The 25,268-nt window shown below is 61.3% G+C and carries 26 protein-coding genes and 2 pseudogenes; 16 read left to right on the plus strand and 12 right to left on the minus strand.

The window, feature by feature from the left end; genetic code table 11:
• Window positions 1-5 precede the first annotated feature (5 nt).
• Complete coding sequence (locus NKI18_RS00700) at window positions 6-524, minus strand: A24 family peptidase (protein ID WP_023676930.1); 519 nt, start codon at window positions 522-524, stop codon at window positions 6-8.
• A gap of 148 nt (window positions 525-672) precedes the next feature.
• A complete protein-coding gene (locus NKI18_RS00705) occupies window positions 673-843 on the minus strand; it encodes a Flp family type IVb pilin (RefSeq protein WP_023676929.1) in 171 nt (56 codons plus the stop codon).
• A 343-nt stretch (window positions 844-1,186) separates the two neighbouring features.
• On the opposite strand from NKI18_RS00705, the gene NKI18_RS00710 reads away from it, so the two are divergent.
• From NKI18_RS00710 to NKI18_RS00720, 3 genes are all read left to right on the plus strand, one after another.
• Window positions 1,187-1,609 (plus strand): pilus assembly protein N-terminal domain-containing protein, encoded by a 423-nt coding sequence (locus NKI18_RS00710; RefSeq protein WP_352448617.1) that lies wholly within the window; start codon window positions 1,187-1,189, stop codon window positions 1,607-1,609.
• Between the two features lie 151 nt (window positions 1,610-1,760).
• A complete protein-coding gene (locus tag NKI18_RS00715) occupies window positions 1,761-2,321 on the plus strand; it encodes a TadE/TadG family type IV pilus assembly protein (RefSeq protein ID WP_023676927.1) in 561 nt (186 codons plus the stop codon).
• Window positions 2,322-2,351: 30 nt separating this feature from the next.
• A complete protein-coding gene (locus NKI18_RS00720; protein ID WP_023676926.1) occupies window positions 2,352-2,972 on the plus strand; it encodes a TadE/TadG family type IV pilus assembly protein in 621 nt (206 codons plus the stop codon).
• A 102-nt stretch (window positions 2,973-3,074) separates the two neighbouring features.
• Here the strand turns inward: NKI18_RS00720 and NKI18_RS33370 are convergent.
• Window positions 3,075-3,203, minus strand: a pseudogene (locus tag NKI18_RS33370) (phosphate/phosphite/phosphonate ABC transporter substrate-binding protein); the annotation flags it as partial.
• A gap of 160 nt (window positions 3,204-3,363) precedes the next feature.
• On the opposite strand from NKI18_RS33370, the gene NKI18_RS00725 reads away from it, so the two are divergent.
• The 9 genes and pseudogenes from NKI18_RS00725 to NKI18_RS00765 all read left to right on the plus strand — a co-directional run.
• Window positions 3,364-4,602, plus strand: a complete 1,239-nt coding sequence (locus NKI18_RS00725) for a phosphopentomutase (protein ID WP_352614616.1) — start codon at window positions 3,364-3,366, stop codon at window positions 4,600-4,602.
• The gene (mutM, locus tag NKI18_RS00730; RefSeq protein ID WP_352448614.1) at window positions 4,595-5,485 is read left to right on the plus strand and encodes a bifunctional DNA-formamidopyrimidine glycosylase/DNA-(apurinic or apyrimidinic site) lyase; all 891 of its coding nucleotides are present in this window, start codon (window positions 4,595-4,597) and stop codon (window positions 5,483-5,485) included. Before NKI18_RS00725 ends, mutM begins: the two co-directional genes overlap by 8 nt.
• A 24-nt stretch (window positions 5,486-5,509) precedes the next feature.
• The gene (locus NKI18_RS00735) at window positions 5,510-6,283 is read left to right on the plus strand and encodes an enoyl-CoA hydratase (RefSeq protein WP_023676923.1); all 774 of its coding nucleotides are present in this window, start codon (window positions 5,510-5,512) and stop codon (window positions 6,281-6,283) included.
• A gap of 160 nt (window positions 6,284-6,443) precedes the next feature.
• The gene (gene rpsT, locus NKI18_RS00740; protein WP_023676922.1) at window positions 6,444-6,710 is read left to right on the plus strand and encodes a 30S ribosomal protein S20; all 267 of its coding nucleotides are present in this window, start codon (window positions 6,444-6,446) and stop codon (window positions 6,708-6,710) included.
• Between the two features lie 914 nt (window positions 6,711-7,624).
• The gene (gene dnaA, locus NKI18_RS00745) at window positions 7,625-9,097 is read left to right on the plus strand and encodes a chromosomal replication initiator protein DnaA (protein WP_352614615.1); all 1,473 of its coding nucleotides are present in this window, start codon (window positions 7,625-7,627) and stop codon (window positions 9,095-9,097) included.
• A gap of 199 nt (window positions 9,098-9,296) precedes the next feature.
• Window positions 9,297-10,415, plus strand: a complete 1,119-nt coding sequence (gene dnaN, locus NKI18_RS00750; protein ID WP_023676920.1) for a DNA polymerase III subunit beta — start codon at window positions 9,297-9,299, stop codon at window positions 10,413-10,415.
• Window positions 10,416-10,441: 26 nt separating this feature from the next.
• Entirely contained in the window at window positions 10,442-11,590 is a 1,149-nt protein-coding gene (gene recF, locus NKI18_RS00755; protein WP_352614613.1) for a DNA replication/repair protein RecF, read from the plus strand.
• Between the two features lie 76 nt (window positions 11,591-11,666).
• Complete coding sequence (locus NKI18_RS00760) at window positions 11,667-12,428, plus strand: molybdopterin-synthase adenylyltransferase MoeB (protein WP_352448611.1); 762 nt, start codon at window positions 11,667-11,669, stop codon at window positions 12,426-12,428.
• Window positions 12,425-12,889, plus strand: a pseudogene (locus NKI18_RS00765) (GNAT family N-acetyltransferase); the annotation flags it as partial. The gene NKI18_RS00760 and the pseudogene NKI18_RS00765, both read left to right, overlap by 4 nt.
• A 71-nt stretch (window positions 12,890-12,960) precedes the next feature.
• Here NKI18_RS00765 and NKI18_RS00770 read toward each other — a convergent pair.
• Complete coding sequence (locus tag NKI18_RS00770; RefSeq protein WP_352448610.1) at window positions 12,961-13,962, minus strand: 2-hydroxyacid dehydrogenase; 1,002 nt, start codon at window positions 13,960-13,962, stop codon at window positions 12,961-12,963.
• A gap of 157 nt (window positions 13,963-14,119) precedes the next feature.
• On the opposite strand from NKI18_RS00770, the gene NKI18_RS00775 reads away from it, so the two are divergent.
• Window positions 14,120-14,677 carry an SH3 domain-containing protein gene (locus tag NKI18_RS00775; RefSeq protein ID WP_023676915.1) on the plus strand — a complete coding sequence of 186 codons (558 nt, stop codon included), beginning with the start codon at window positions 14,120-14,122 and terminating at the stop codon, window positions 14,675-14,677.
• 81 nt (window positions 14,678-14,758) lie between these two features.
• Here NKI18_RS00775 and NKI18_RS00780 read toward each other — a convergent pair whose 3' ends face one another.
• Entirely contained in the window at window positions 14,759-15,118 is a 360-nt protein-coding gene (locus NKI18_RS00780; protein ID WP_352614612.1) for a DUF4260 domain-containing protein, read from the minus strand.
• Between the two features lie 10 nt (window positions 15,119-15,128).
• Window positions 15,129-15,560: an iron response transcriptional regulator IrrA gene (gene irrA / locus NKI18_RS00785; protein WP_023676913.1), complete on the minus strand. Its 432-nt coding sequence runs from the start codon at window positions 15,558-15,560 to the stop codon at window positions 15,129-15,131.
• 240 nt (window positions 15,561-15,800) lie between these two features.
• Between irrA and fabA the strand changes: the two genes are divergently transcribed.
• The 3 genes from fabA to fabI all read left to right on the plus strand — a co-directional run bounded on the left by fabA (window position 15,801) and on the right by fabI (window position 18,489).
• Window positions 15,801-16,319 carry a 3-hydroxyacyl-[acyl-carrier-protein] dehydratase FabA gene (gene fabA / locus NKI18_RS00790; RefSeq protein WP_352614611.1) on the plus strand — a complete coding sequence of 173 codons (519 nt, stop codon included), beginning with the start codon at window positions 15,801-15,803 and terminating at the stop codon, window positions 16,317-16,319.
• 123 nt (window positions 16,320-16,442) lie between these two features.
• Entirely contained in the window at window positions 16,443-17,663 is a 1,221-nt protein-coding gene (fabB, locus tag NKI18_RS00795) for a beta-ketoacyl-ACP synthase I (protein ID WP_023676911.1), read from the plus strand.
• Between the two features lie 13 nt (window positions 17,664-17,676).
• Window positions 17,677-18,489, plus strand: coding sequence for an enoyl-ACP reductase FabI (gene fabI / locus NKI18_RS00800; protein ID WP_023676910.1), 813 nt, complete (start codon window positions 17,677-17,679; stop codon window positions 18,487-18,489).
• Window positions 18,490-18,525: 36 nt separating this feature from the next.
• Here fabI and NKI18_RS00805 read toward each other — a convergent pair whose 3' ends face one another.
• The 6 genes from NKI18_RS00805 to rbfA all read right to left on the minus strand — a co-directional run bounded on the left by NKI18_RS00805 (window position 18,526) and on the right by rbfA (window position 25,245).
• Window positions 18,526-19,539 carry a class I SAM-dependent methyltransferase gene (locus NKI18_RS00805; RefSeq protein ID WP_352614609.1) on the minus strand — a complete coding sequence of 338 codons (1,014 nt, stop codon included), beginning with the start codon at window positions 19,537-19,539 and terminating at the stop codon, window positions 18,526-18,528.
• Between the two features lie 89 nt (window positions 19,540-19,628).
• Entirely contained in the window at window positions 19,629-21,776 is a 2,148-nt protein-coding gene (pnp, locus tag NKI18_RS00810; RefSeq protein WP_292654001.1) for a polyribonucleotide nucleotidyltransferase, read from the minus strand.
• A 410-nt stretch (window positions 21,777-22,186) separates the two neighbouring features.
• On the minus strand, window positions 22,187-22,498 hold the full coding sequence (gene rpsO / locus NKI18_RS00815) for a 30S ribosomal protein S15 (RefSeq protein WP_280940423.1): 312 nt from the start codon (window positions 22,496-22,498) through the stop codon (window positions 22,187-22,189).
• A gap of 140 nt (window positions 22,499-22,638) precedes the next feature.
• Window positions 22,639-23,733, minus strand: coding sequence for a magnesium/cobalt transporter CorA (gene corA / locus NKI18_RS00820; protein ID WP_352614607.1), 1,095 nt, complete (start codon window positions 23,731-23,733; stop codon window positions 22,639-22,641).
• 133 nt (window positions 23,734-23,866) lie between these two features.
• Window positions 23,867-24,820, minus strand: a complete 954-nt coding sequence (truB, locus tag NKI18_RS00825; RefSeq protein ID WP_353018622.1) for a tRNA pseudouridine(55) synthase TruB — start codon at window positions 24,818-24,820, stop codon at window positions 23,867-23,869.
• Entirely contained in the window at window positions 24,820-25,245 is a 426-nt protein-coding gene (gene rbfA, locus NKI18_RS00830) for a 30S ribosome-binding factor RbfA (protein WP_023676904.1), read from the minus strand. The genes truB and rbfA overlap by 1 nt, the downstream gene beginning before the upstream one ends.
• Window positions 25,246-25,268 lie beyond the last annotated feature (23 nt).

The following is a 25,268-nucleotide window of genomic DNA, read 5'->3' on the forward strand; positions in this document are numbered from 1 at the left end:
GAAATTCAGCCCGCCAGCCTGGTAAGTGCCCAGGCCATCAATGGCGAGTCGGAATAGGTGAGCAGACCGCCAATGCCAAGCGCGATGCCGTACGGAACGCCGGTCGCCTCATCGGCGAAATGGCGCAGGAACGGATTGTGGCTTGTGACGGCGGCAAGCGGCGATTTTCGATAGGCGAGGATGGCTAGCGTCAGCAGTCCGCCGATGAATGTCGAGGCGACGAGGTATTCGATGAGATGGATGTTCAGTCCCATCCACATGGCAGTGGCAGCCAGAAGCTTGGCGTCGCCGCCGCCCATGCCGCCCAGCGCGAACAGGCCGAACGTCACCGCGAGAACCAGGCCGGCGGCGGCGAAATGCCAGCCATAGGTGGCCCAGTCCATGCCGGTCAAAGGCGCAACCAAGGCGAAGACAACCACAAGCAACACCGGCACGCGATTGGCGATCGTCATCGAAAGCATGTCGGAGATCGCGGCAAAAAGCATGCAGAACGGAAACACGACGAAGATCACGGCTTCAAGCATCGGCGCGCCTATGACCCAATTGCATCTAGCCCCAGCCTAATCCTATTCGATTAACGACTGATGAGGCCTAAATTTCAAATCATACGAGGACTAAATAAGGGCCGCCAGTGCGGCGGCCCTTATTTCAGAACAACCGAACCCGTTACGGTCAGCTACCGTTCACCTTAGTGGAGATGGCGGTGAACTTGGCGTTCAGCGAGTTGCCGAGCTGGCCGGCGCCGACCATGATGGCGAGTGCGATAAGAGCGGCGATCAGACCGTATTCGATAGCGGTCGCGCCGGATTCGTCCTTCACAAAACGTGCGATGAGGTTAGACATTCGAGCTCCTACTCCAATTGTTACAGCACTTCCGTCAACTTCTCTTGGTGGCTGATCGGATACTGCGAATCTAAGGAGAAGCTGTTTCAATCGGCTTAATAAACAGGCTTACCGATTCCTTTCCCGCTTCGACGACATTGCGTGGTTAACCCAGAACTAAAATACCCGCCGCTAGGCCCCCGGGCTGACAAAAGGCGCAAGAGGCGCAATTCGGCAAAGACGTTCCAGCCGTGCCGGCTAGGCCCAATGCCGGTTCCGGCTTGGTCCTGAACTCCAGCCGCTTAACGGTTGGTTCACCAATCTCGTTCATGTTCCGTTGAACAGTTTGCCAGGGGGCGCCTCAATGGCCGGGCCGAGATCATCATTTCCAGTTGCCGTGCTTTTTGCCGCAGCGGCTTTCGCCTTTCCAGCCAAGGCCGGCGCCGGCATCGAGGTGACGATGAACCAGGCAAAGATCATCAAATTGTCGCGCGCCGCCGATACGATTGTCGTCGGCAATCCGGCGATCGCCGACGCCTCCGTGCAGGATGCATCGACGATCGTACTGACCGGCAAGGGATTTGGCGTCACCAATCTCGTCGTCCTCGACCAGGAGGGCAACCCGATCGTCGATGAGCAAATAACCGTCGTGCGCCAGGCAGCGTCGTCGGTGCGCATCTATCGGCGTTCCGAAGTACAGACCATGTCCTGCGCGCCATATTGCGAAAGCTCGTATAAGAGCGATGCCGAGAAGGCCTCCGAAGCCGAAATGAGCGCCGCGCATTAGTAGCCGACGTCTCCGTCTTTGGCGAGAACGTGCTTCGGTTATCGCCGGGTTAAGGCCTTCCCGTTGAATTTAACGGTCATTCCAACCGGACTTCAATCGGTTCCGACTAAGGGTGGGACCGATACAGAAGCGGCATCGGCGGGCAGAGGACATGAGCAAGGCAGGACGAGCAGGTTCTCCAAGACGGTTTTTGGGCGACCGCCGCGGAAGCACGGCGATCGAATTCGCCATGCTTGCAATTCCTTTCGCGCTTCTTGTCTTCGCCATCCTGGAGAGCTGCATTTCTTTTGCCGCACAGGAAGTGATGGCAAACGCAACCGACGACATCGCGCGCCAACTGCGTACCGGCCAACTAAGACCGGCCGATGTGTCCGGGACCAAGCTGCGGGATATGATCTGCACCAAATTGGAGATCATGGTCGCCAAGACCTGTCCCGGATTGCTGGTGGACTTGCGCGAATATCCGACCTTCGCCGATGCGGCGCTGGCCGGTTTCAAGATCCAGGATGGCGACGTCGTGCTGACCAAGGGCACGAGCACACAGACCTTCACCGTCGCACCTGGCCTGGCGGAGTCGAGAAACATGCTGCGTGTTTTTTACAAATGGCCGGTGATGACCGACTTCATGGCCAAATCGATGGCCAACCTGAAGGACGGCAAAACGCTGCATTTTGCTTCGATCACTTGGCAGAACGAGCCGTTCGACAACTGAACCACGTAGTCGCTTGAAAAGGGCAAAGCCATGATTCGTGCGGGGGCACAGCTGGGCATCGCAGGGATTTGTACAAGAGCAGTCCGGCTTTGCTCGGACCGCCGCGGTATTGCGGCTGTCGAGTTTGCCCTCATCGTGCCTGTCCTGTTGATCATGTACTTTATGACAATGGAGGCCTCGCAAGCCATCGAGACCAGCAAGAAGGTCAGCCGCATCGGCAGCATGGTAGCGGACCTCGTCACGCAGCAGCAGACCGTCAAGGCGGCCGATGTCGATGCCATCATGGCGATCGGCAGTTCCACGCTCCAGCCCTACAACCGCTCGAAACCGAAGATCATTATCACGGCGATACAGGTGACCAACGAGACGACGCCGAAAGTCCTGGTCGTGTGGTCGCGCAAACTGGTCGATGGCGTCTCTAGCGTCGACGCTGTCAAGGATTCCACCACAACGGTCCCGAGCGCGCTCAAGATCAAAGGCACGTTCCTCATTCGGGTCGAAAGCGATCTCGCCTACAAGCCAATCATCACCTGGTCGGCGGACGGCCAAAGCCGGTTCGGGTTGAGCTCGGTCTTCAATTCGATATCGATGGCGGAAACTTATTATCTGCGGCCGCGCAGGAGCCCGACCATTCCGTGCAGCGATTGCTGACGCCTGAAGCCCGCTAACCGGTCTGTTGCTATTGCTTGCGACCGCGGGCCGAGACTAGACGCACGATGGCTGAAGCCAGCACATAGTCCCTCGGACCGGCAACGGTTCGGCGACGATACCGATACGGAACGTTCCGATAACATCGCGCCAATCGGCTCGCGCCAGATTTGTGCAAGACGCATCCGGCAGCAAAGCCAGTACGGCGGCGAATGCTGTCAGGGCAAGCCTCATGCGAGCTCCGCGCCGCGCATTTCCATCCGCGGATCGACCATGCCGCGATTCGTCTCTCCGGGACCAGCACGCCAAGCCGTGCTGTTTGGGTTTCCGAATTGCCAATGGCAGCGCGGAACCCTATGTCTGAGCCAACGCACAGGCAATGATGAACCTTTCGATGGCACGCGCCTTCCTTTTTGTCCTCGACTCCTTCGGCATCGGCGGCGCGGCCGATGCCGAACGTTATGGCGACACCGGCTCCAATACGTTCGCACACATCGCGCGGGCCTGCGCAGAAGGCCGCGCCGATCGCGAAGGCCTGCGTGCCGGACCCCTTCTTGTACCAAACATGCTCGCGCTCGGCCTCGGCCAGGCCGCGGCAACGGCGACGGGTTTCAGGTTCGAGAATGGCAGTGCCCCGCTTAGCGCCGCCTTTCACGGCGCGGCCCAAGAGGTTTCGAGCGGCAAGGACACGCCATCGGGCCATTGGGAAATAGCCGGCCTGCCGGTCCGTTTCGACTGGGGTTACTTCCCAGACAAGATTCCCGCCTTTCCGGCCGAGTTGACCGAAGCAATGGTGCGTGAAGGGAAGGTGCCTGGCATCCTCGGCAATTGCCATGCTCCGGGCACCGAGATTATCGAACGGTTCGGCGAAGACCATATCCGCACCGGCAAGCCGATCTGCTACACCTCGATCGACTCCGTCCTGCAGATCGCCGCGCATGAGGTTCATTTCGGCCTGGAACGGCTTTACGAGTTCTGCAAAGTGGTGCGCAGGCTCATCGATCCGCTGAATATCGGCCGCGTCATCGCGAGGCCGTTTATCGGTGAAACCGCCGCCACGTTCGAGCGAACGCATAATCGTCGCGACTATGCCGTACCGCCGCCGGAACCGACGCTGCTCGATCGGCTGACGGCGCGCGGCAGCCGGGTTATCGCGATCGGCAAGATCGGCGACATTTTCGCCCATCGGGGGATCTCGGAAGTCCGCAAGGCTGCCGGCAACATGGCGATGTTCGACAAAACGCTTGGTGCCATGGAAGACGCCCGCGACGGCGACCTTGTCTTCGCGAACTTTGTCGACTTCGACACCGAGTTCGGGCATCGGCGCGACGTTGCGGGATATGCCGCCGCACTCGAAGCTTTCGACCGGCGCCTGCCCGAGGCATTCGCACGGCTGAGGTCAGGCGATCTGCTCATTTTGACCGCCGATCACGGCAACGATCCGACGTGGCGCGGCACCGACCACACGCGCGAGCGTATTCCGATTATCGGGACACGGCCGGGTTTCAAAGGCGCAGACATCGGACTGAGGACAACATTTGCCGACATCGGCGAAACCGTGGCCGAACATCTCGGGCTGGCGCGCGGCCGTTACGGCACCTCCTTCCATGCCACGATAGGTGGCCATGCCTGAGCTGCCGGAGGTAGAGACAGTCAGGCGCGGTCTGCAGCCGGCCCTTGAAGGTGCCCGCATTGTCGGTGTCGAGGCACGCCGGCCGGATTTGCGGTTTCCGTTCCCCGAGAGATTTTCGGAGCGGCTGACCGGCAAGACGATTGCGGCGCTCGGCCGCCGTGCCAAATATCTGACAATGCACATGGACAACGGCCCGGTTCTGATCTGCCATCTCGGCATGTCGGGTTCGTTTCGCATCGAAACGGCCGACGAGAGCGCAACGCCCGGCGCGTTCCACCACGAACGTTCGAAAAACACTGCTCACGATCACGTCGTCTTCGACATCGCATCCCCTGCCGGCGTCCGCTCTCGCGTGATCTTCAACGACCCGCGCCGCTTCGGGTTCATGCTGTTTTCGGAAGGCGAGCCCGACATGCATCCGATGCTGGCGGGATTAGGCGTCGAGCCTACAGGCAACGCACTGGACGGCGCGCTGCTCGCTTCGTTGCTGAAAGGTCGCAAGTCACCGCTGAAAGCGGCACTTCTGGACCAGAGGCTGATTGCCGGGCTAGGCAATATCTACGTCTCGGAAGCGCTTTGGCGGGCCGGCCTGTCGCCGCTGCGCGAAGCGGGCACCCTCGCGAGAGCCGGCAAGAAAGCCAAAGAGCAGAGCGAACGCCTGGCCGAAGCAATCCGCTCGGTCGTCGCCGATGCGATCGCCGCCGGCGGCTCGTCGTTGCGCGATTATATGCAGACCGATGGATCGCTGGGCTACTTCCAGCATTCCTTCGCGGTTTACGATCGCGAGGGGGAAGCCTGCTCCAAGCCTGGTTGTGGCGGCCACATCGAGCGTATCGTGCAAAGCGGTCGTTCGACTTTCCACTGCCGGGCCTGTCAGGCTTGAACCAGAAGCGAGGAGGAGCAAAGCATGGGCTATGAAACCATCATCGTCGAAACCCGCGGCAAGGTCGGGCTGATTACGCTGAACCGGCCGCAGGCGCTCAACGCGCTGAATTCACAAGTGCTGGCGGAACTGGTCGCGTCGGTGAATAGCATGGGCGCCAATGCCGACATCGGCGCCATGGTCATCACTGGTTCGGAAAAGGCTTTCGCGGCAGGTGCCGATATCAAGGAAATGCAGTCCATCTCCTATGTGGATGCCTATCTGCAGGATTTCTTCGTCGGCTGGGAAGAATTTACGCGGGCACGAAAGCCGATCATCGCGGCGGTGGCGGGCTATGCGCTGGGGGGCGGCTGCGAACTGGCGATGATGTGCGACTTCATCATCGCCGCCGACACCGCCAAGTTTGGCCAACCCGAGATCACGCTGGGCGTCATGCCCGGCATGGGCGGATCGCAGCGCCTGACCCGCTTTGTCGGCAAGTCGAAGGCGATGGATATGTGCCTGACGGGTCGAATGATGGACGCAGCCGAGGCCGAGCGTTCCGGCCTTGTCTCGCGCGTGGTGCCAGCCGGCGAGTTGATCGAGGAAGCGCTTAAGGCAGCGTCCAAGATCGCTGGTTTTTCCTTGCCGTCGGTGATGATGGCAAAGGAGGCCGTCAACCGCGCCTATGAGACGACGCTCACCGAGGGTCTGCGGTTCGAGCGCCGGCTGTTTCATTCGCTGTTTGCGCTGGATGACCAGAAGGAAGGCATGGCGGCCTTCACCGGCAAGCGGAAGCCGAATTTCACGAACCGATGAGACGACGAAGGCGCCGGTCAAAAAGAAAGCGCTGCAGCGTTGACGCGCCGGAAAAGCTGAACTATAAGCCGCACCAATCGAGGCGGCCCTGTGGCTGCCCGTTTGTTTTTTGCGCCCTGCGGTATCCCGCAAGCGCCCACCAGATCAGAAGAGAGGCACCATGGCCAATACCTCCTCGGCCAAAAAGGCAACGCGCAAGATCGCCCGTCGCGCAGCGATCAACAAGAACCGCCGCTCCCGCGTCCGGACCTACATCCGCCAGGTCGAAGAGGCGCTCGCGGCTGGCGACAAGGCGGCCGCACAGGCTGCCTTCAAGGTGGCCGAGCCGGAATTGATGCGCGCCGCGACCAAGGGCGTGGTGCACAAGAACACGGCATCGCGCAAGGTGTCGCGGTTGGCCCAACGGGTCAAGGTGCTGTCGGCCTAATATACCTTTTCCTGAACTGCGCTTCTTCAAACCCGGCCAATCGCGCCGGGTTTTTTTCGTTTGCCGGCAAGTACTTAAAAGAAAGCCCGCAAAATGGCGCTCCGGGTGCATTTCAAAGTTCGAAATGCTTTGCCGGCATATACATGCCCGCTGATATTCGGAGCCTTCGAAACTGCCAATGCGAAAATTTCCGAGCGTCACAGATTACTGTTTTTTTTCAGAGGTTTACCGATGGTGATCCACAGCTTGTTCACATCAGCTGCGGCCGATAGGCGGCAATTGGCTGTCAAGTGAATTATTTCAGAAAATTTCGCACTGTGTGGCCTTTTTCACATTCGCCGGAAAAGGGTTTGAATCACAATGGCTTTGTCAAAATCAACTGTTGCGGCATGGCGTTCGAAACGTGCCTTCCTAGTCAGATTCCTTAAAAATCCGTTAGGGGTGGCCTTGCCCTATCCACAGCGATTTCGGTAATGTCTGTCCATCGAAGGGACGGGCCCTTGGCCCTTGACCAGCCTGAAACCGGCCAGCTCAAATTGGCAGAGTTTACACCGCGGATTCAACTCCGCGGACGGGGTTGGTTTGTCTTTTCGATACGGTAGGGGACTGGCGTAATTGTACATGGCAGGTCGACGGTGCGCCGGCGGTTTTTCGCCGGACGGCATTTTGTTGCCCTGACATGACCAAAGCGGATCGGCTCTTCGGCGCCGGACCGACAACGAGGCGATTCATCAGCCGGCGGCGGCGATGGTGTCGCAGCGAAGACACGTCGCCGGAAACATGGATGCAGGAGGCGCATCCCCGGCGGAAAACAGGTACAAGAGACAAGGAACTCGATCATGCAGAGCGGCGGCATCGAAAGGGAGCTTACAGGCGACCTCCCATTTCCTGGAACGTTAATCGGAAGGAACGACATGGCGGCTTCCAATGAAGCTGAACAGAAGTTCGATCGGGTCAAGGCCCAGTTGAAGGCGCGTCTGGGAACCGAGGTCTATTCGAGCTGGTTCGGGCGCATGAAGGTCGCTGAATCCTCTAAGGGCATTGTCCGCATCTCGGTGCCAACCGCATTCCTGCGTTCATGGATCAACGGCCACTATCTCGATCTCATCACCGAGTTGTGGAAGCACGAGGATCCGGAGATCCTCAAGATCGAGATCGTGGTTCGCACCGCCACACGGCAGGGCCGCAACAGCGTCGAGCCAGAAGTGGCCCCGGCGCGCAAGATGACCAGGCAGACGCAAACCGCGCTCTCTGCGGGCACGGCGAGCCCCAGCAGGGTCGAACGGGTCCCGGTACCCCGCCCGGGGATGCCGGCAGAAACCGAGTTCCGGCACAATGTTCTCGGTTCGCCACTCGATCCACGCTACACTTTCACGTCCTTCATCGAAGGACCATCGAACCGAGTGGCTTTTGCCGCCGCCAAGGCCGTCGCGGAATCGCAGTCGAGCGCGGTGCGTTTCAATCCGCTCTTTCTTCACGCGACGGTCGGGCTGGGCAAAACGCACCTGTTGCAGGCGATCGCCGCAGAATCGCTGAAGCAGAATCCGAAATCGCGGGTCGTCTATCTGACGGCTGAGTATTTCATGTGGCGGTTCGCCACCGCGATCCGCGACAACAACGCACTGACGCTGAAAGAACAGCTGCGCGACATCGACCTCCTCATCATCGACGACATGCAGTTCCTGCAGGGCAAGTCGATCCAGCACGAATTCTGCCATTTGATCAACATGCTGCTCGACAGCGCCAAGCAAGTGGTGGTCGCTGCCGACCGGCCGCCGTCGGAATTGGAGTCGCTGGAGCTACGCGTCCGCTCGCGCCTCAACGGCGGCGTCGCGCTGGAAATGTCAGCCCCGGATTTCGCCATGCGTATCGGTATGCTCAAGCTCAGGCTTGCCACCGCCAAGCTCGATGATGCGTCGCTCGATATTTCCGAAGAGATCCTCAACCACGTCGCCCGCACTGTGACCGGCAGCGGACGCGAGCTCGAAGGTGCCTTCAACCAGCTTTTGTTTCGTCAATCCTTCGAACCGCAGATCACCATCGACCGCATCGACGAGATCCTTGGCCACATCTATCGTTCGGGCGAACCCAAGCGGGTGCGTATCGAGGACATCCAGCGCATCGTCGCGCGCCACTACAACGTGTCGAAGACCGAACTTCTGTCCAACCGGCGCACACGCACCATCGTCAAGCCACGGCAGGTCGCCATGTATCTGTCGAAGGTGATGACGCCGCGCTCGCTGCCGGAGATCGGGCGGCGGTTCGGCGGTCGTGACCATACGACCGTGCTGCATGCGGTGCGCAAGATCGAGGATCTTTCCGGTGCCGACAACACACTGGCGCAGGAACTCGAATTGCTGAGAAGGCTGATCAACGACCAGGCCTGACGGCCCGAAAAACGCCTGCTCGCGGACTCCGGCCTTTTTATCCCCAGAAAGCCCGTGCAGCCGGTCCGAACCGGTGGCGCGGGCTTGCGTTTGCCGGGTTTTTCCTGTCAGTTTACGCAGATTCTGAGCCTGTTCAGACCTTTCGCGGGGCGCCGCTTGCCGGAGACCCGTTCATTCATTCAAGCGAGCCTGTTTCGTCATGCGTGTTATCCTGGAACGGTCAAATCTCCTGAAGTCGCTCAACCATGTTCACCGCGTGGTCGAGCGGCGCAATACCATTCCGATCCTGTCGAACGTGCTGCTCAGCGCCGAGGGGGCCAGCCTTGAAATGAAGGCGACCGACCTCGACCTGGAGGTGACCGAAGCAACGCCGGCAAAGGTCGAACGTGGCGGGGCGACGACGGTCCCGGCACATCTGCTCTACGACATCGTGCGCAAGCTTGCCGACGGCGCGGAGGTGGCGCTGAAGACCGACGAAGACGGCAACGCCATGACGGTGACGTCGGGGCGCTCGAGCTTCCGCCTGCAATGCCTGCCGCAGTCCGACTTTCCCGAGCTTTCAGCCGGGTCGTTCTCGCATATTTTCCGGCTCGATTCCGTCGGACTAAAGGGCCTCATCGAAAAGACCCAGTTCGCCATCTCGACCGAGGAGACGCGCTATTATCTGAACGGCATTTATCTGCACACGCACGAGGCCGGCGGCAAGCTGAAGCTGCGCTCTGTCGCGACCGACGGCCACCGGCTGGCGCGCGCCGAGATCGATGCGCCGGCAGGCTCTGAGGGCATGCCTGGCGTCATAATCCCGCGAAAGACGGTCAGCGAGCTGCAAAAGCTGGTCGACGATCCCGATGTTGCAGTCACCACCGAGTTGTCCGACACCAAGATCCGTTTCACCATCGGCAGCGTTATCTTGACCTCCAAGCTGATCGACGGCACTTTCCCGGACTACCAGCGCGTCATTCCGACCGGCAACGACAAGAAGCTGATTATCGATCGCCAGAGTTTCGCCGCTGCCGTCGATCGCGTTTCGACCATTTCGTCCGAACGCGGCCGGGCGGTGAAGCTTTCGATCGCCGAAGGGCAGGTCACGCTTGCGGTCAACAACCCGGATTCGGGCAGTGCCACCGAGGAACTGGCGGCCGACTATTCGTCCGATCCGATCGAAATCGGCTTCAACGCCAAATACCTGCTCGACGTTGCCGCGCAACTGACCGGCACGGAGGCGAAGTTCATGCTGGCGGATGCCGGTTCCCCGACGCTGATCCACGACATGGCCGACGAGACCGCGCTCTACGTGCTGATGCCGATGCGGGTGTAGGGCCCGAACGGGGCCATCTTGCTGTCGTGACCAGATCTGCAAAACCGCAGCAGACGTACATAAGTAAGCTCACACTTACGAATTTCCGCAACTATGCGGCGTTGGCAATCGACTTTGATCCCGGCGCTGTGGTTTTCTCCGGCGACAATGGCGCCGGCAAGACCAATCTGCTTGAAGCGATCTCGCTGCTCACGCCGGGCCGCGGCCTGCGCCGCGCACCCTATTCCGAGGTGGCGCGCGAAGGCGGCGACGGTGGCTTTGCGCTGCATGCCCGGCTTGACGGGCCGGAAGGCCAGGTCGAGATCGGTACCGGAATATCGGGCAGCGACGGCGAAGCCGGCCGCCGGGTGCGGATCAACGGCGCGACGGCACGCTCAGCCGAAGACATGCTGGAATGGCTGCGCGTGGTCTGGCTGACACCGGCCATGGACGGCCTGTTCCCCGGGCCGGCTGCCGACCGCCGGCGCTTCCTAGACCGGCTGGTGCTGGCGATCGATCCTGGCCACGGCCAGCGCGCGCTTGACTACGAAAAGGCAATGCGCGGCCGCAACAGACTGCTCGCCGACGGTTCACGCGACGGTGCCTGGTTCGATGCGATCGAGATGCAAATGGCCGAGACCGGCGTGGCGATTGCCGCGGCGCGTGCCGAACTGGTGCGCCTGCTCGCCGCCATGATCGACCGGCTGCCCGGCGACGGACCGTTTCCGCAAGCCGACATCGGCATCTCTGGCGAACTGGAAGGCGAACTCGGTATTTTGCCGGCCGTCGACGTAGAGGAACGGTTCCGTCGTGCGCTTGCCCAGGGGCGCGACCGCGACCGCACCGCCGGACGCACGCTCGACGGCCCGCACCGTTCCGACCTCGTGGTGCGCCACCGGCCCAAGGCGATGCCGGCCGAGCTCTGTTCGACCGGCGAGCAGAAGGCGCTGCTGGTCGGCATTGTCTTGTCGCATGCGCGGCTAACCGGCGAGATGTCGGGCATGACACCGATCCTGCTGCTCGACGAGATCGCCGCCCATCTCGACGGCGGTCGACGGGCGGCCTTGTTCTCGATCCTGGAGGAACTAAACTGCCAGGCCTTCATGACCGGGACCGATGCCGCGTTGTTTGACAGCCTCAAGGGACGCGCGCAATTCCTGACCGTCGATCACGGCACGGTCAGGCCGACCATTTGAACTTGGTTCATGGCGCACTTCTGAGCGGCATGCATTGATACCTGACAAGCTTTTTCCTCCGCTATATGGTCCGGCGATGATCACAGCCGCCCTCACTGATGAAGAGCTCGAACGCTACGCCCGCCACATCGTGCTGCCCGAGATCGGCGGCGCCGGCCAGCAGCGGCTGAAGCGGGCGCGGGTGCTCGTCATTGGCGCCGGCGGATTGGGTGCGCCGGTGCTCGAATATCTCGCCGCCGCAGGGATTGGCACTCTCGGTATCGTCGACGACGACATCGTTTCGCTTTCCAACCTGCAACGACAAGTGATCCACGCCACGGGCGATGTCGGGGTGGCGAAAACCGACAGCGCCAGAGCGGCGATCATCCGCATCAATCCAAACGTCGTCGTGGAAGAGCACAATTTCAGGCTGACCGTGGACAACGCCCCTACCCTCATTGCCCGTTATGACATCGTCGTTGACGGCTCCGACAATTTCGAGACACGCTACGCGGTGGCCGACGCCTGCGCCGCGGAAAGCCGGCCGCTCGTGCATGCCGCCGTTGGCCGCTTCGACGGCTCGGTCACCGTACTGAAGCCATTCGAAACCGGCGCGGACGGCAAGTTGAACCCAAGCTACCGCGATCTCTTTCCCGAGGCGCCGCCGCCGGGACTGGTGCCATCCTGCGCGGTGGCCGGCATTGTCGGCGCGCTGACCGGGGTCATCGGCACGCTGCAAGCCATGGAAGCGATCAAGCTGATCACCGGGATTGGCGAGCCGCTGGTCGGACGACTGCTGCTCTACGATGCGCTGGCGGCACGCTTCGACACGATCCGCTACAAGCGAACCAGCCCGTGAGCCTGCCTGCCGACGTTTCCATCGTGCAGCTTGCGGCCGATTTCGACCGTTGGGACGAGGTGCTGGCGCTGGTCATGCGCGCCTTCGCCTTTATGGACGGGGTTATTGACCCGCCGTCCTCGGCGCATCGGCTCACCGTTGAAAATCTCAGGGCTAGAGCGCTGGAGGAGACAGCATTCCTGGCGCTGAAGGAAAACGAGATCGTCGGTTGCGTCTTCATCCTGAAGCGCGCAGACGAGCTCTATGTTGGAAAGCTCGCGGTCGAGCCGGTTCTTCAGGGACAAGGCATTGGAAAACAGCTGATGCAGGCCGTCGAAGATCTTGCCCGCAGCCACAACAGGACCGCCATCGAGCTCCAGACGCGGGTCGAGCTGACCGGAAATCACGCAGCCTTTGCCCGCCTCGGTTTTCGTGAAACCGAACGGACAGCGCACAAGGGCTACGACCGGCCGCAAGGCGTTTTCGTAAGCCAAAGCTATCCAACGACGAACGCGCGGTTGCCGCGGCAAGACCGTGCCGGCGTGACGGCAGGTCACGCCCTCAACGGCAGCACGCGGTCGGGCGGGCGATGACCATCGAAGAAGGCGCGGATATTGATGATCACCTTCTCGCCCATGTCGATACGGCCTTCGAGCGTCGCCGAACCCATATGCGGCAACAGCACGACCTTGCCTTTGTGGGCAAGCTTCAGCAGCTTGCTGTTCAGCGCCGGCTCGTGCTCGTAGACGTCGAGGCCGGCGCCAGCGATCTTGCCGTCATGGATGAGCTTGACCAGCGATTCCTCATCGATGATATCGCCGCGCGCGGTGTTGACTATGTAAGCTGACGGTTGCAGAAGCGCCAGCCGCCGTGCCGAAAGCAGGTGGAAGGTTGCCGGTGTCGATGGACAATTGACCGAGATAATGTCCATGCGGGCGAGCATCTGGTCAAGGCTTTCCCAATACGTCGCTTCCAACTCGTCCTCGATTGCCGGCAGTACGCGGTGGCGGTTGTGGTAGTGGATCGAGAGGCCAAACGCCTTGGCGCGCCTGGCGACAGCGGTGCCGATGCGACCCATGCCGACAATGCCGAGCCGTTTGCCCCAAATGCGCCGGCCGAGCATCCAGGTCGGCGACCAGCCCGCCCATTTCTTATCGCCGGTCAGCACGTTGGCGCCTTCGGCCAGCCGCCGCGGCACGGCCAGCATCAGCGCCATGGTCATGTCGGCCGTATCTTCGGTCAACACGTTCGGCGTGTTGGTGACGGTGATGCCTTTCTTGGCCGCTGCCGCAACGTCGATCTTGTCGACGCCATTACCGAAGTTGGCGATCAGCTTGAGGTTGTCGCCGGCCTGGGCAATCAGCGCCGCGTCGATATTGTCGGTCACAGTCGGCACCAGCACGTCGGCCTCCTTGACCGCCGCCACCAGTTCCGGCTGCGTCATCGGCCTGTCCTCCACATTCAAGCGGGCGTCGAACAACTCGCGCATGCGGGTCTCGACTACGTCGGGCAACTTGCGCGTGATGACGACGAGGGGCTTCTTTTTGCCTGTCATTGTTTCCTCGAACCCGATCTCGTTGAGACCTCTTTAACCAAGAACGGCGAAACTGAGAGCCGATCGCGGTACCGGTCATCCATGTAACAAGCGGTTCCGCCGAAGACAAAGAAAAATGGGCGCGAAGGCCGATGGGCGGGCGCCGAAAGGAACGAAAGTGTCTGGTTTCGCGTCGCTCCGCCTGACCCTCAGTGCAGCATTCCTCGGCGCTCTCATCCATAGCCCACTGGTGATGGCGCAAAGTGCCGCCGCACCCGCCCAGAGCGTCACGCTCGGACCAAGCGGCTTGCCGCTGCCGCGCTTCGTCAGCCTGAAATCCGGCCGCGTCAACTCGCGCGTTGGGCCGGGCGTCAATTATTCCGTCGACTGGATGTATATGAAGCCAGGCCTGCCGATGGAGATCATCCAGGAGTTCGATACGTGGCGCCGTGTGCGTGATGCCGACGGCTCGGAAGGCTGGATCAATCAGTCGCTGCTTTCGGGCCGTCGCACGGCGATCGTCGCCCCCTGGCAGCGCGGCAAGGACGCTCGCGTCAACCTCCTTGATGACCCGGCAAAAGATGCAGGCGTCATCGCGATCCTCGAACCAGGGGTGATGGGCACGATCAAGTCCTGCGATGGCCAATGGTGCGAAATGACCTTCGACGGCCATACCGGCTGGCTCGCGCAGTCGCTGGTCTGGGGTGCCTATCCCGGCGAAAAGGTCAAGAACTGACCTTTCCGAACCGGAGGTCGGGCCAGCGCTGCAACCACCGGATCCGGCATTTGTTTCGCTGATCTTCGGTTCGGGGATGGTTTAGCGGCCGATGCGGCCGAGATGGGTATCCTGGAAACTGCTTGACAGCTTCAAACCATAGCCCAGAGCGCGGTCGATGGCGATGTGGGCGATCCAGATCAGCGCGACAGCTATCGCCATTGCATTGTCAAAGACGCTGCCGACAAGCGCCAGCAGAATGGGCAAGATCAGTATGTGCAAGGCGTTGTAGGCGACGGCCCCGACGCGCGGCCCGGCCATGTAACCCAGCATCGACAGGTCGGGCGCCAGAATGAGCACGGCAAACAGCCACCAGGAAACACCGGCGATTGCATAGAAGACAAGAGCCGCCACCGCGACGGCGACCCATTCGAGCCGGAGCGTCAAATCCAGGAATTTCATAAGGCGCCGGTCAGTCGCAGCGTTTCGGACGCAGTCTCACCACGATATCGACATTGGCGATCTCCATGCCCTCGGGCGGTTCCGGCAGGTTGGAAACCGTCACCGGGCCGCTGTCGATATCGAAGATCCTGTTTTCGCCCTCGATATAGAAATGATGGTGATCGGAGGTGTTGGTGTCGAAATAAGTCTTCGATCCCTCGACGGCAAGGATGCGGAGAAGACCGGCCTGGGTAAACTGGTGCAGAGCATTGTAGACGGTGGCCAGAGACACCGGCACGCCGGCGGCAAGCGCCTCCTCGTGCAGTTCCTCGGCCGAAAGATGGCGGTCGCCCTTGGCGAAAAGCAGATCGGCCAGCGCGATGCGCTGGCGTGTCGGCCTCAGACCGGCCTCGCGAACCCGCTTGTCCACAGCGACATTATCCTTCCGGCAACCCAGATCCATGTATCCGTCGCGCTCACAGTTCCGCCTCAGACAGGTCCAAAATGGCAGAAATTGAGCATCTGCCGAAACCGGACGTGTCCTGACATATATTCTGTCGACCGAATGCGATCAATAGCGCGCATTGACCCGGGCAGACGGGCAGGTTAAGCGCAAGCGCCGGTTTCCGGCCTGAAACAGATTGTGTTAGGAAACCACCGACAAGGGCGCCTATCGCCCGGGACGATCACGGGGACGAGATTGATGGCGGGTTCGAAATCCAGCTACGGTTACGAGGAATTGCTTGCCTGCGCCCGCGGCGAGCTGTTCGGACCGGGAAATGCGCAGCTGCCCTATCCGCCGATGCTGATGTTCGACCGCATCACCGAGATCAGCGAGATCGGCGGTGCGTTCGACAAGGGTTTCATCCGCGCGGAATTCGATATTAAGCCGGATTTGTGGTTTTTCGCCTGCCATTTCATCGGTAATCCGATCATGCCAGGATGCCTAGGCCTGGACGCCATGTGGCAGTTGACGGGGTTCTATCTCGGATGGCTCGGTGAACCCGGCAAGGGGATGGCGCTGTCGACCGGTGAGGTGAGGTTCAAAGGCATGGTCACGCCTTCGGTCAAGAAGGTGGAGTATGGCGTCGACTTCAAGCGAGTGATGCGCGGTCGGCTTGTGCTTGGCATCGCCGATGGCTGGCTGAAGGCAGATGGCGAGCCCATATACGCGGCAACGGATCTGAAGGTCGGTCTGTCCAAGCAATCGGCCGCCGTCTGAACGAAGACCCTACAGTACGACGTCTTGGACGTCTGATGAACGCTGTAGCACTTTTAATTTTGCGCATGGTTCCATTCCGGAAATTGATTTCAGGTTCGGGGTCCGCGCTGGAAGGAGTTGCGAATGAGACGGGTCGTAGTCACAGGTCTCGGCATCGTGTCGTCGATAGGCAACAATGCCAACGAGGTGCAGACCTCGCTGCACGATGCCAGGTCCGGCATCAGCTTCTCCGACTCTTTCGCCGAGCATGGCTTCCGTTGCCGGGTGTGGGGTGCGCCGACGCTGGACCCATCGGGCATGATCGACCGTCGCGCCATGCGCTTCCTGTCGCAGGGTGCTGCCTGGAACCATGTCGCAATGGACCAGGCGATAGCAGACGCCGGCCTCGACGAGGCCGACATCACCAACGAGCGCACCGGCATCGTGATGGGCTCCGGCGGACCGTCGACCCGTGCAATCGTCGAGGCGGCCGAGACCACGATCAAAAACGGCAGCCCCAAGCGGATCGGACCGTTCGCGGTGCCAAAAGCGATGTCGTCGACCGCGTCGGCGACGCTTGCCACCTGGTTCAAGATCCACGGCGTCAACTATTCGATCTCATCAGCCTGCTCGACGTCTGCGCATTGCATCGGCAATGGCTACGAGCTGATCCAGTGGGGCAAGCAGGACATCGTCTTCGCCGGCGGCCATGAGGATCTCGACTGGACGATGTCGGATCTCTTCGATGCCATGGGCGCCATGTCGTCCAAGTTCAACGACAGGGCATCGGTCGCCTCACGCGCCTACGACGTCGATCGCGACGGTTTCGTCATTGCCGGCGGCGCCGGCGTGCTGATTCTTGAAGAGCTCGAGCATGCCAAGGCACGCGGCGCCAAGATCTATGCCGAGATCGTCGGCTATGGCGCGACATCGGACGGCTACGACATGGTGGCGCCGTCGGGCGAAGGCGCGGCGCGCTGCATGAAGCAGGCGCTCGCAACGGTGTCCTCGCCGGTCGACTACATCAATACGCACGGCACCTCGACGCCGGTCGGCGACTCCAAGGAAATGGGCGCCATCCGCGAGGTGTTCGGCGAGAAGATGCCTTTCATCACGTCGACCAAATCGCTAACCGGCCATTCTCTGGGCGCCGCCGGCGTGCAGGAATCGATCTACTCGATCCTGATGATGCAAGGCGGCTTCATCGGCGAGAGCGCCCACATTGAGAACCTCGATCCGGAATTCGAGGGCATGCCGATCGTGCGCAAGCGCATCGACGATGCAAGGATCGACACCGTTTTGTCCAATTCGTTCGGTTTCGGTGGCACCAACGCAACGCTGATTTTCCAGCGCTATTCCGCATAAGGATTTGCCGACGATGGACGGATTGATGAAGGGCAAGCGCGGGCTTGTCATGGGTGTTGCCAACGATCATTCGATCGCCTGGGGTATCGCCCGCAAACTGTCCGAACATGGCGCGGACCTCGCCTTCACCTATCAGGGCGAGGCCTTCGGGCGCCGGGTCAAGCCGCTCGCCGAGAAATTGGGCGCATCCCTGGTGGTGCCTTGCGACGTCGAGGACAGCGTGTCGGTCGCCGCGACTTTCGAGACTTTGGGGAAGGCATGGGGCGGGCTGGATTTCGTCGTCCATGCCATCGGCTTTTCCGACAAGAACGAGCTGAAAGGCCTCTACGCCGACACTAGCCGCGACAACTTCATCCGCACCATGGTGATCTCCTGCTACTCCTTCACCGAGATCGCCCGTCACGCCGCCACATTGATGAAGGATAGCGGTTCGATGATCACGCTGACCTATGCCGGTTCGGTCCGTGTCATGCCGAACTACAACGTTATGGGTGTCGCCAAGGCGGGGCTGGAGGCCAGCGTCCGCTATCTCGCCAACGACTACGGCCCGCGCGGCATCAGGGTGAACGGCATATCGGCGGGACCGGTACGGACGCTTGCGGGCGCCGGGATTTCCGACGCACGCCACATGTTCTCCTACCAGCAGCGCAACTCGCCGCTACGCCGTACAGTGACGATCGACGAAGTCGGCGGCTCCGCGCTCTATTTGCTGTCCGACCTGTCCTCCGGCGTCACCGGCGAAATCCACTATGTCGATTCCGGCTATCACATCGTTTCCATGCCGACGCTTGACGAATTGAAGCAGACCGACGGCGGGCGGGAATAGCGCGAGCGACGTATCGCCGGCTTGCCCCGCAGGATTTCAGCGTCGCGCCGATAAGACCTTGAACATGCCGTCGCGGGCGAGCTCCGCATGGCTGGAGAAGGCGGCCGCCAGCACCGGTTCGTAGGGAAGCTGACGGTTTGCCACCATGAACAGCCGGCCGCCGGGCTTCAGCGCCTTGCCTGCCGCGCGGATCATGCCGGCACCGATTTCCGGCTCAGTCGCCCGGCTGCGGTGAAAGGGCGGGTTCATGACGACCACGTCGTAGCGGCGCTCGACCGGTTCGCTCAAAAGATCTATCCAGAAGAAACGTGGCTCCACGCCTGTGTTGCCGACATTGGCCTTGGCCGCCTCCAGCGCCTCGAAATCCGCTTCGTAAAGGTCAAGCGCCGATATGCCGGGTGAGCGGGCGGCGACTTCGGCGGCGACATAGCCCCAACCGGCACAGAAATCCGCAACGCTGCCACGCAGATCGTTGGGCAGATTTTCGACCAGCAGCTTCGATCCGGCATCGATCTTGTCGAAGGAAAACATGCCTGGGGCCGTGCGGAAGCGGTCCTCGACCACCAAGTCCGGATTGGCGGCGCGAAGCGTTGCCGCGGCAACGGTATCGGCCGGCCGGCGAAACCAGAAGGCAATGCCGTGATGCTTCGGCAGGTGGCCTTCGAGCGGCACAAAAGCGCCGACATGCTTGCGCAAGCTGGCGATTCCATCGTCCTTGCTGCCGGCGACGACGATCAACCCGCCTGGTGCTGCGCGTTCGACCGCTTCGGCAACGCGCAACTCGTTTTGGCCGCGATGGCGGCCAGCGAGCACAAATGCCGCGTCGAAAGCCTCGCCTTCGACCTGCGGCGTGACCGCGAAGCCGGACGCCTGCAAGGCGCGAAAGTGCGGCCTGAAGCCTTGGATAAGATGAAGCTTGGCATCAAACCCTTCCGGCAAGAGAAAGCCGGGCTCGGCACCGAGAAAGAGTATGCGTTCATCCTTTCGTGGCAGGGAAACAGCACCGGCCTCGAACGGATGGAAAAGCGTTTTCAGCGGCTCGGCGGACATTCACCACTCTTGAACTGCAAGGCTGTTGTTGAAACGCAAACGGGCGCGACCTTCCGGCGCGCCCGCTTCGATTGCATAGTTAGATCAGCTTAGGCGGCGTTTTCTTCGCCTTCGCTCTTCTTGTCGCGCACGATTTCCTTGCCGGTGGCCTGGTCGACGACCTTCATCGACAGGCGGACCTTGCCGCGCTCGTCGAAGCCCATTAGCTTGACCCAGACCTTGTCGCCTTCCTTGACCACATCGGAGGTCTTGGCGACGCGGTCATTGGCGAGTTGCGAGATGTGGACGAGGCCGTCACGCGGACCGAAGAAATTGACGAAAGCGCCGAAGTCGGCGGTCTTGACGACCGTGCCTTCGTAGATTTCACCGACTTCCGGCTCGGCGACGATGGTGTGTATCCACTTCTTCGCCGCCTCGATCTCCTTGGCATTGGCCGAGGCGATCTTGACGGTGCCGTCGTCCTCGATGTTGATCTTGGCGCCGGTCTTTTCGACGATCTCGCGGATGACCTTGCCGCCCGAGCCGATCACGTCGCGGATCTTGTCGGTCGGGATGTGCATGACCTCGATGCGCGGCGCGAACTCGCCGAGCTCGGCACGTGCGCCGGACAGCGCGTGGGCCATTTCGCCGAGAATGTGCTGACGGCCATCCTTGGCCTGGTCGAGGGCGATCTTCATGATCTCCTCGGTGATGCCCTCGATCTTGATGTCCATCTGCAGCGAGGTGATGCCGTAGGCGGTGCCGGCAACCTTGAAGTCCATGTCGCCGAGGTGGTCCTCGTCGCCAAGGATGTCGGAGAGCACGGCGAAGCGCTCGCCTTCCTTGATCAGGCCCATCGCAATGCCGGCGACCGGCTTGGCAAGCGGCACGCCGGCATCCATCAGAGCCAGCGAGGTGCCGCAGACGGTAGCCATCGACGACGAGCCGTTGGACTCGGTGATCTCCGAAACGACGCGCAACGTATAGGGGAACTGGTCGGCGGTCGGAAGCATCGGCCGGATGGCGCGCCAGGCGAGCTTGCCATGGCCGATTTCGCGGCGGCCCGGCGAACCCATGCGGCCGGTTTCACCGACCGAATAGGGAGGGAAGTTGTAGTGCAGGAGGAACTTCTCCTTGTACATGCCGGTCAACGAATCGACATACTGCTCGTCCTCGCCGGTGCCGAGCGTGGCGACAACCAGTGCCTGGGTCTCGCCGCGAGTGAACAGCGCCGAGCCGTGCGTGCGCGGCAGGACGCCGACTTCCGAGACGATCTTGCGGACCGTCTTCAGGTCGCGGCCGTCGATGCGCGAGCCGGTGTCGAGGATGTTCCAGCGCACGACCTTGGCCTGGAGCTCCTTGAACACGGTGCCGATCTGTTCGGACGTGTATTTGGCCTCTTCGCCTTCTGCCGGCGCGAACGCGGCCTTGACCTTCGCCTTGACGGCGTCGACGGCGGCATAGCGCTTCTGCTTGTCGGTGATCTTGTAGGCGTCGCGAAGCTCGCCTTCGACGATCTTGAGCATCTCGGCCTCAAGTGCGGAATAGTCCGGCGCGGTGAAGTCGCGCGGGTCCTTGGCCGCGACTTCAGCCAGCTTGATGATCGCGTCGATCACCGGCTGGAAGCCCCTGTGGCCGAACATGACGGCGCCAAGCATAAGGTCCTCGCCGAGTTCCTTGGCTTCGGACTCGACCATCAGCACGGCGTCGGCGGTGCCGGCGACGACCAGGTCGAGCTTCGATTCCTGCATCTCGTCGACATGCGGGTTGAGCACATATTCGCCGTTGATGTAGCCGACGCGGGCGCCGCCAACCGGGCCCATGAACGGCACGCCGGACAAGGTCAGGGCGGCGGAGGTGGCGACGATCGACAGGATGTCCGGGTCATTTTCGAGATCGTGCTGGACGACGGTGACGACGATCTGGGTGTCGTTCTTGTAGCCTTCGGCGAAGAGCGGGCGGATCGGGCGGTCGATCAGGCGGGAAACCAGCGTTTCCTTCTCGCTCGGACGGCCTTCACGCTTGAAATAGCCACCCGGGATCTTGCCGGCGGCGTAAGTCTTCTCCTGGTAGTTGACCGTCAGCGGGAAGAAATCGAGGCCGGGTTTCGGCTCTTTCATCGAGACGACGGTGGCGAGAACCTTGGTTTCGCCATAGGTGGCCAGCACCGCGCCGTCAGCCTGACGTGCGATCTTGCCGGTTTCGAGAATGAGCGGACGGCCGCCCCATTCGATTTCCACTTTGTGGTAATTGAACATGTCTTGTCCTTCATATGCGGAAAGGGCCGCGCCGTGCGCGGATGCCCCTTTCCCTTGGCTTCCTTTCTCGGGCAGCCACGGGCAAGACAACGGGAGGCTCGGTTTATTCGGCGCGGTGCCGCACGAGCGTCCTGCAATCCTGCCCCATGACCGTCCATGGGCGGTTTCGAGCGGCCCTCTGCTGTTTCGAAACCGGGTTGGCCAATCGATCCGAGTGGCCTTGCGCGTGAACCCGAAAACCAGGTTTTCGGAAAATATCCTGCGCAAATCTAAACTTCAGAGCGTCCTTTGCGCATCCAAACCGATGCGCGGCGCTCTACTTCCTTCCTACTTCCTTCATGGAGCCTTGGATGACCCGATGCTCCAATGCGCGACCGGCGGGCTCTCGAAAGAACCCGCCGGTCAATTCGTCAACGGCGAAGACCGAGCTTCTCGATCAGCGTCTGATAGCGCGCGTCGTCCTTGCGCTTGAGATAATCAAGCAGGCTGCGGCGCTGGGAAACGAGAGCGAGCAGACCACGGCGGGAATGGTTATCCTTCTTGTGGTCCTTGAAATGATCGGTCAGGTTCTTGATGCGCTCGGAAAGGATGGCCACCTGGACTTCCGGAGACCCGGTATCGCCCTTGGCGGTTGCGAATTCGCCCATCAATTCCTTCTTGCGTTCGGCAGTAATCGACATCGTGTTTTTCCTTGTCTGTTTGAGGAAACGGGACGCCCTCAGCCGGGATGTCGTCCAGCAGGGGCCGGTGCAAGCAACGCGTCAAAGCGCGAAGCTGCGGCGCATATAGTGCAATTCCGACAAAAAGGCCAGCCTAATTCACAAGCCGGCTTTTTGCTGCATAAACGGGCACTTCCGCCTAGTCAGAGCCATTTCTTCCATTTGAAGTACGCAAAAAGCCCGACCGCAACAAGCGCCATGAAGGCGAGCGACAGTGGATAGCCGTAATAGGCCTTCAGCTCCGGCATGTTCCAGGGCGAGGTGTCGGGGTCGAAATTCATGCCCCATACGCCGACGAGAAAGGTAAGCGGCATGAAGATCACCGAGACGATCGTCAGATAGCTGATGACGTCGTTGGTGCGCGCCTGGCTGAGCGACAAGTGCATCTCGATCAGGCCGGTCAGCATGTCGCGCTGGGTTTCGACCAGTTCGATCAATCGCAGCGAATGATCGAGCGTGTCGTTCAGAAATATCTTGGTTTCGGCCTTCACATAAGAGACGTCGTTGCGGATCATGGTCGCCAGCGCGTCGCGCATCGGCCAAAGCACGCCCTTCAGCACATTGGCATCGCGCCGCAATTCGTGAAGCTGCCGCATCTGATGCTTGTGCGCCTGGTTCAGCATCTGGTCCTCAATGCTGTCGACCAATTCGCCGGCAGCCTCGATCGGCGGGAAATAGCTGTCGACGATGGCGTCGATCAAAGCATAGGCGAGATAGTCGGCGCCGCGCGAGCGCAAGCGGTTGGGCACCGAGCTTGCGATCCGCTTGCGCACGGGATCGAACGGGTCGCCTTCGCGCTCCTGAAAGGTGACGACGAAGTTCCTGCCGAAGAAGACGGCGATCTGTTCGTAGCGATGCGCGGTGACATCGTCGATCATCCTGACGACGACAAAGGCATGGTCCTCGAAGAAATCCACCTTCGGCCGCTGGCCGGTGTTGACGACATCTTCCAGCGCCAACGGATGCAGGTTGAAGATCCGGCCGATCTCCTCGATCAGCTGGATGTTGGCGAGGCCTGTGCAATCGAGCCAGATAACCGGCCAATTGTGGCAATGGGTGTTGACGTCGTCGATGCTGGCATTGTCGATAGTCTTGAACTTTTCGGGCGAGATCAATGTCAGCCTGAGCTCGGAACGGCGTGCCGCCGGGTCGGCGATCAGCGTGCCGGGCGAAGCCCCGACGGGCGGCCGCCGTGTGTTGAGCACCGCCCGCTTCCTGCCCGTCTCAGCCTTTGCCATGTCCCCCCTCGAATGCAGCGTCGGTGCCGCGCATCCCTTCGGACGGCAAACGACGCCGTCGCCCTGTTGATTTAGCGCATGATCCTTTCCCAAAATAGAATCCGGTTGGAGATCATGCGCCGAGAGACAGCTGTTACCCGATAAAGACCCGCTTTGGCTTGAACATGCCTTGCTCGATGGCGCCGATGGCGACCAGCTTGCCGCGCGCGGTGGCGCAGGCCTCCTCCGCTTCTACCGGCGCGTCACGGCCGCGAATGATGACCGGATTGCCGAGGCGGATTTTGGTTGCCGCATCATCGCTGATCGCGACCTGCGGCAGGCATTCGAGCGCGGCGGCGGTGTCGACCAGAAGTGCATCGATGGCACCGAAGTCGATCGGGGCGTCTGCTGCTTGCGGCTCGCCCTGCTCGCCGAAGCGGGCGGCTTCCAGCTCGGCCAGGGTAACGAAATCTTCCTGCGTGAACGGCTCGACCTCGACCCGCCGCAGCTCGGCGATGTGACCAAAGCAGCCAAGGTCGCGGCCCATGTCGCGCGCCAGCGAGCGGACATAGGTGCCCTTGCCGCATTCGACCTCGAAGATGGTGCGATCGGCCATGTGCTCGACCAGATCGAGCCGGCCGATCTCGACCTCGCGTGCCGGAATGTCGATCGTCTCGCCATCGCGGGCAAGGTCGTAGGCGCGCTCGCCGGCGATCTTGATCGCCGAAAATTGCGGCGGCGTCTGCATGATGATGCCGGTATATTTCGAAAGCAGCGCCCGTACGTCGGCTTCCGCCGGACGGCGGTCCGAGCTTTTGGTCGCCGGGCCTTCGAGGTCGTCGGTCGAACGCTCCTCGCCCCAGGCAACCGTGAAGCGGTAGACCTTGGCGCCGTCCTGGACGTATGGCACGGTCTTGGTCGCTTCGCCGAGCGCGATCGGCAGCATGCCGGACGCCAGCGGGTCGAGCGTGCCGGCATGGCCGGCCTTTTCCGCCTGGAACAGCCATTTGATCTTGGAGACGGCTTCAGTCGAGCCCATGCCGACCGGCTTGTCCAGTACCAGCCAGCCCGAGATCGGCCGGCCCTTCTTCTTGCCGCGACGCGCCACTATTCGCTGTCCTTCCGGTCGTCTTTGTCTTTGTCGTCGGCGCTGAGATCGCGCGCCACTTCGGGCGAGTGCAGCAATTCGTTGATCTTCTGGAAATTGTCGTAGCTGGTGTCGAGCCGGAAGCGGAATTCCGGCATGTACTTCATCTGCCGCAGCGCGCCGGAAACGCGGCCGCGGACGAACTTCGCATGCTTGTTGAGCGCCTCGATCACCGCCCCGGCATCCTTGGCGCCAAGCGGCGAAACGAAGGCGGTGGCGATCTTGAGATCGGGCGACATGCGCACTTCCGAGACCGAAACCACCGTGTTCTCGATCAGCGGATCGAGGATCTCGCCGCGCTGCAAGGTCTCGGACAGCGCATGGCGCACCTGCTCGCCGACGCGCAGCATGCGCTGGGATGGGCCTGATGTGATTGAACGGGGCATTTTTCTCTATCCTGAAATCGTGG

It is taken from the genome of Mesorhizobium sp. M0800 (assembly GCF_040320095.1).
Lineage (GTDB): Bacteria > Pseudomonadota > Alphaproteobacteria > Rhizobiales > Rhizobiaceae > Mesorhizobium.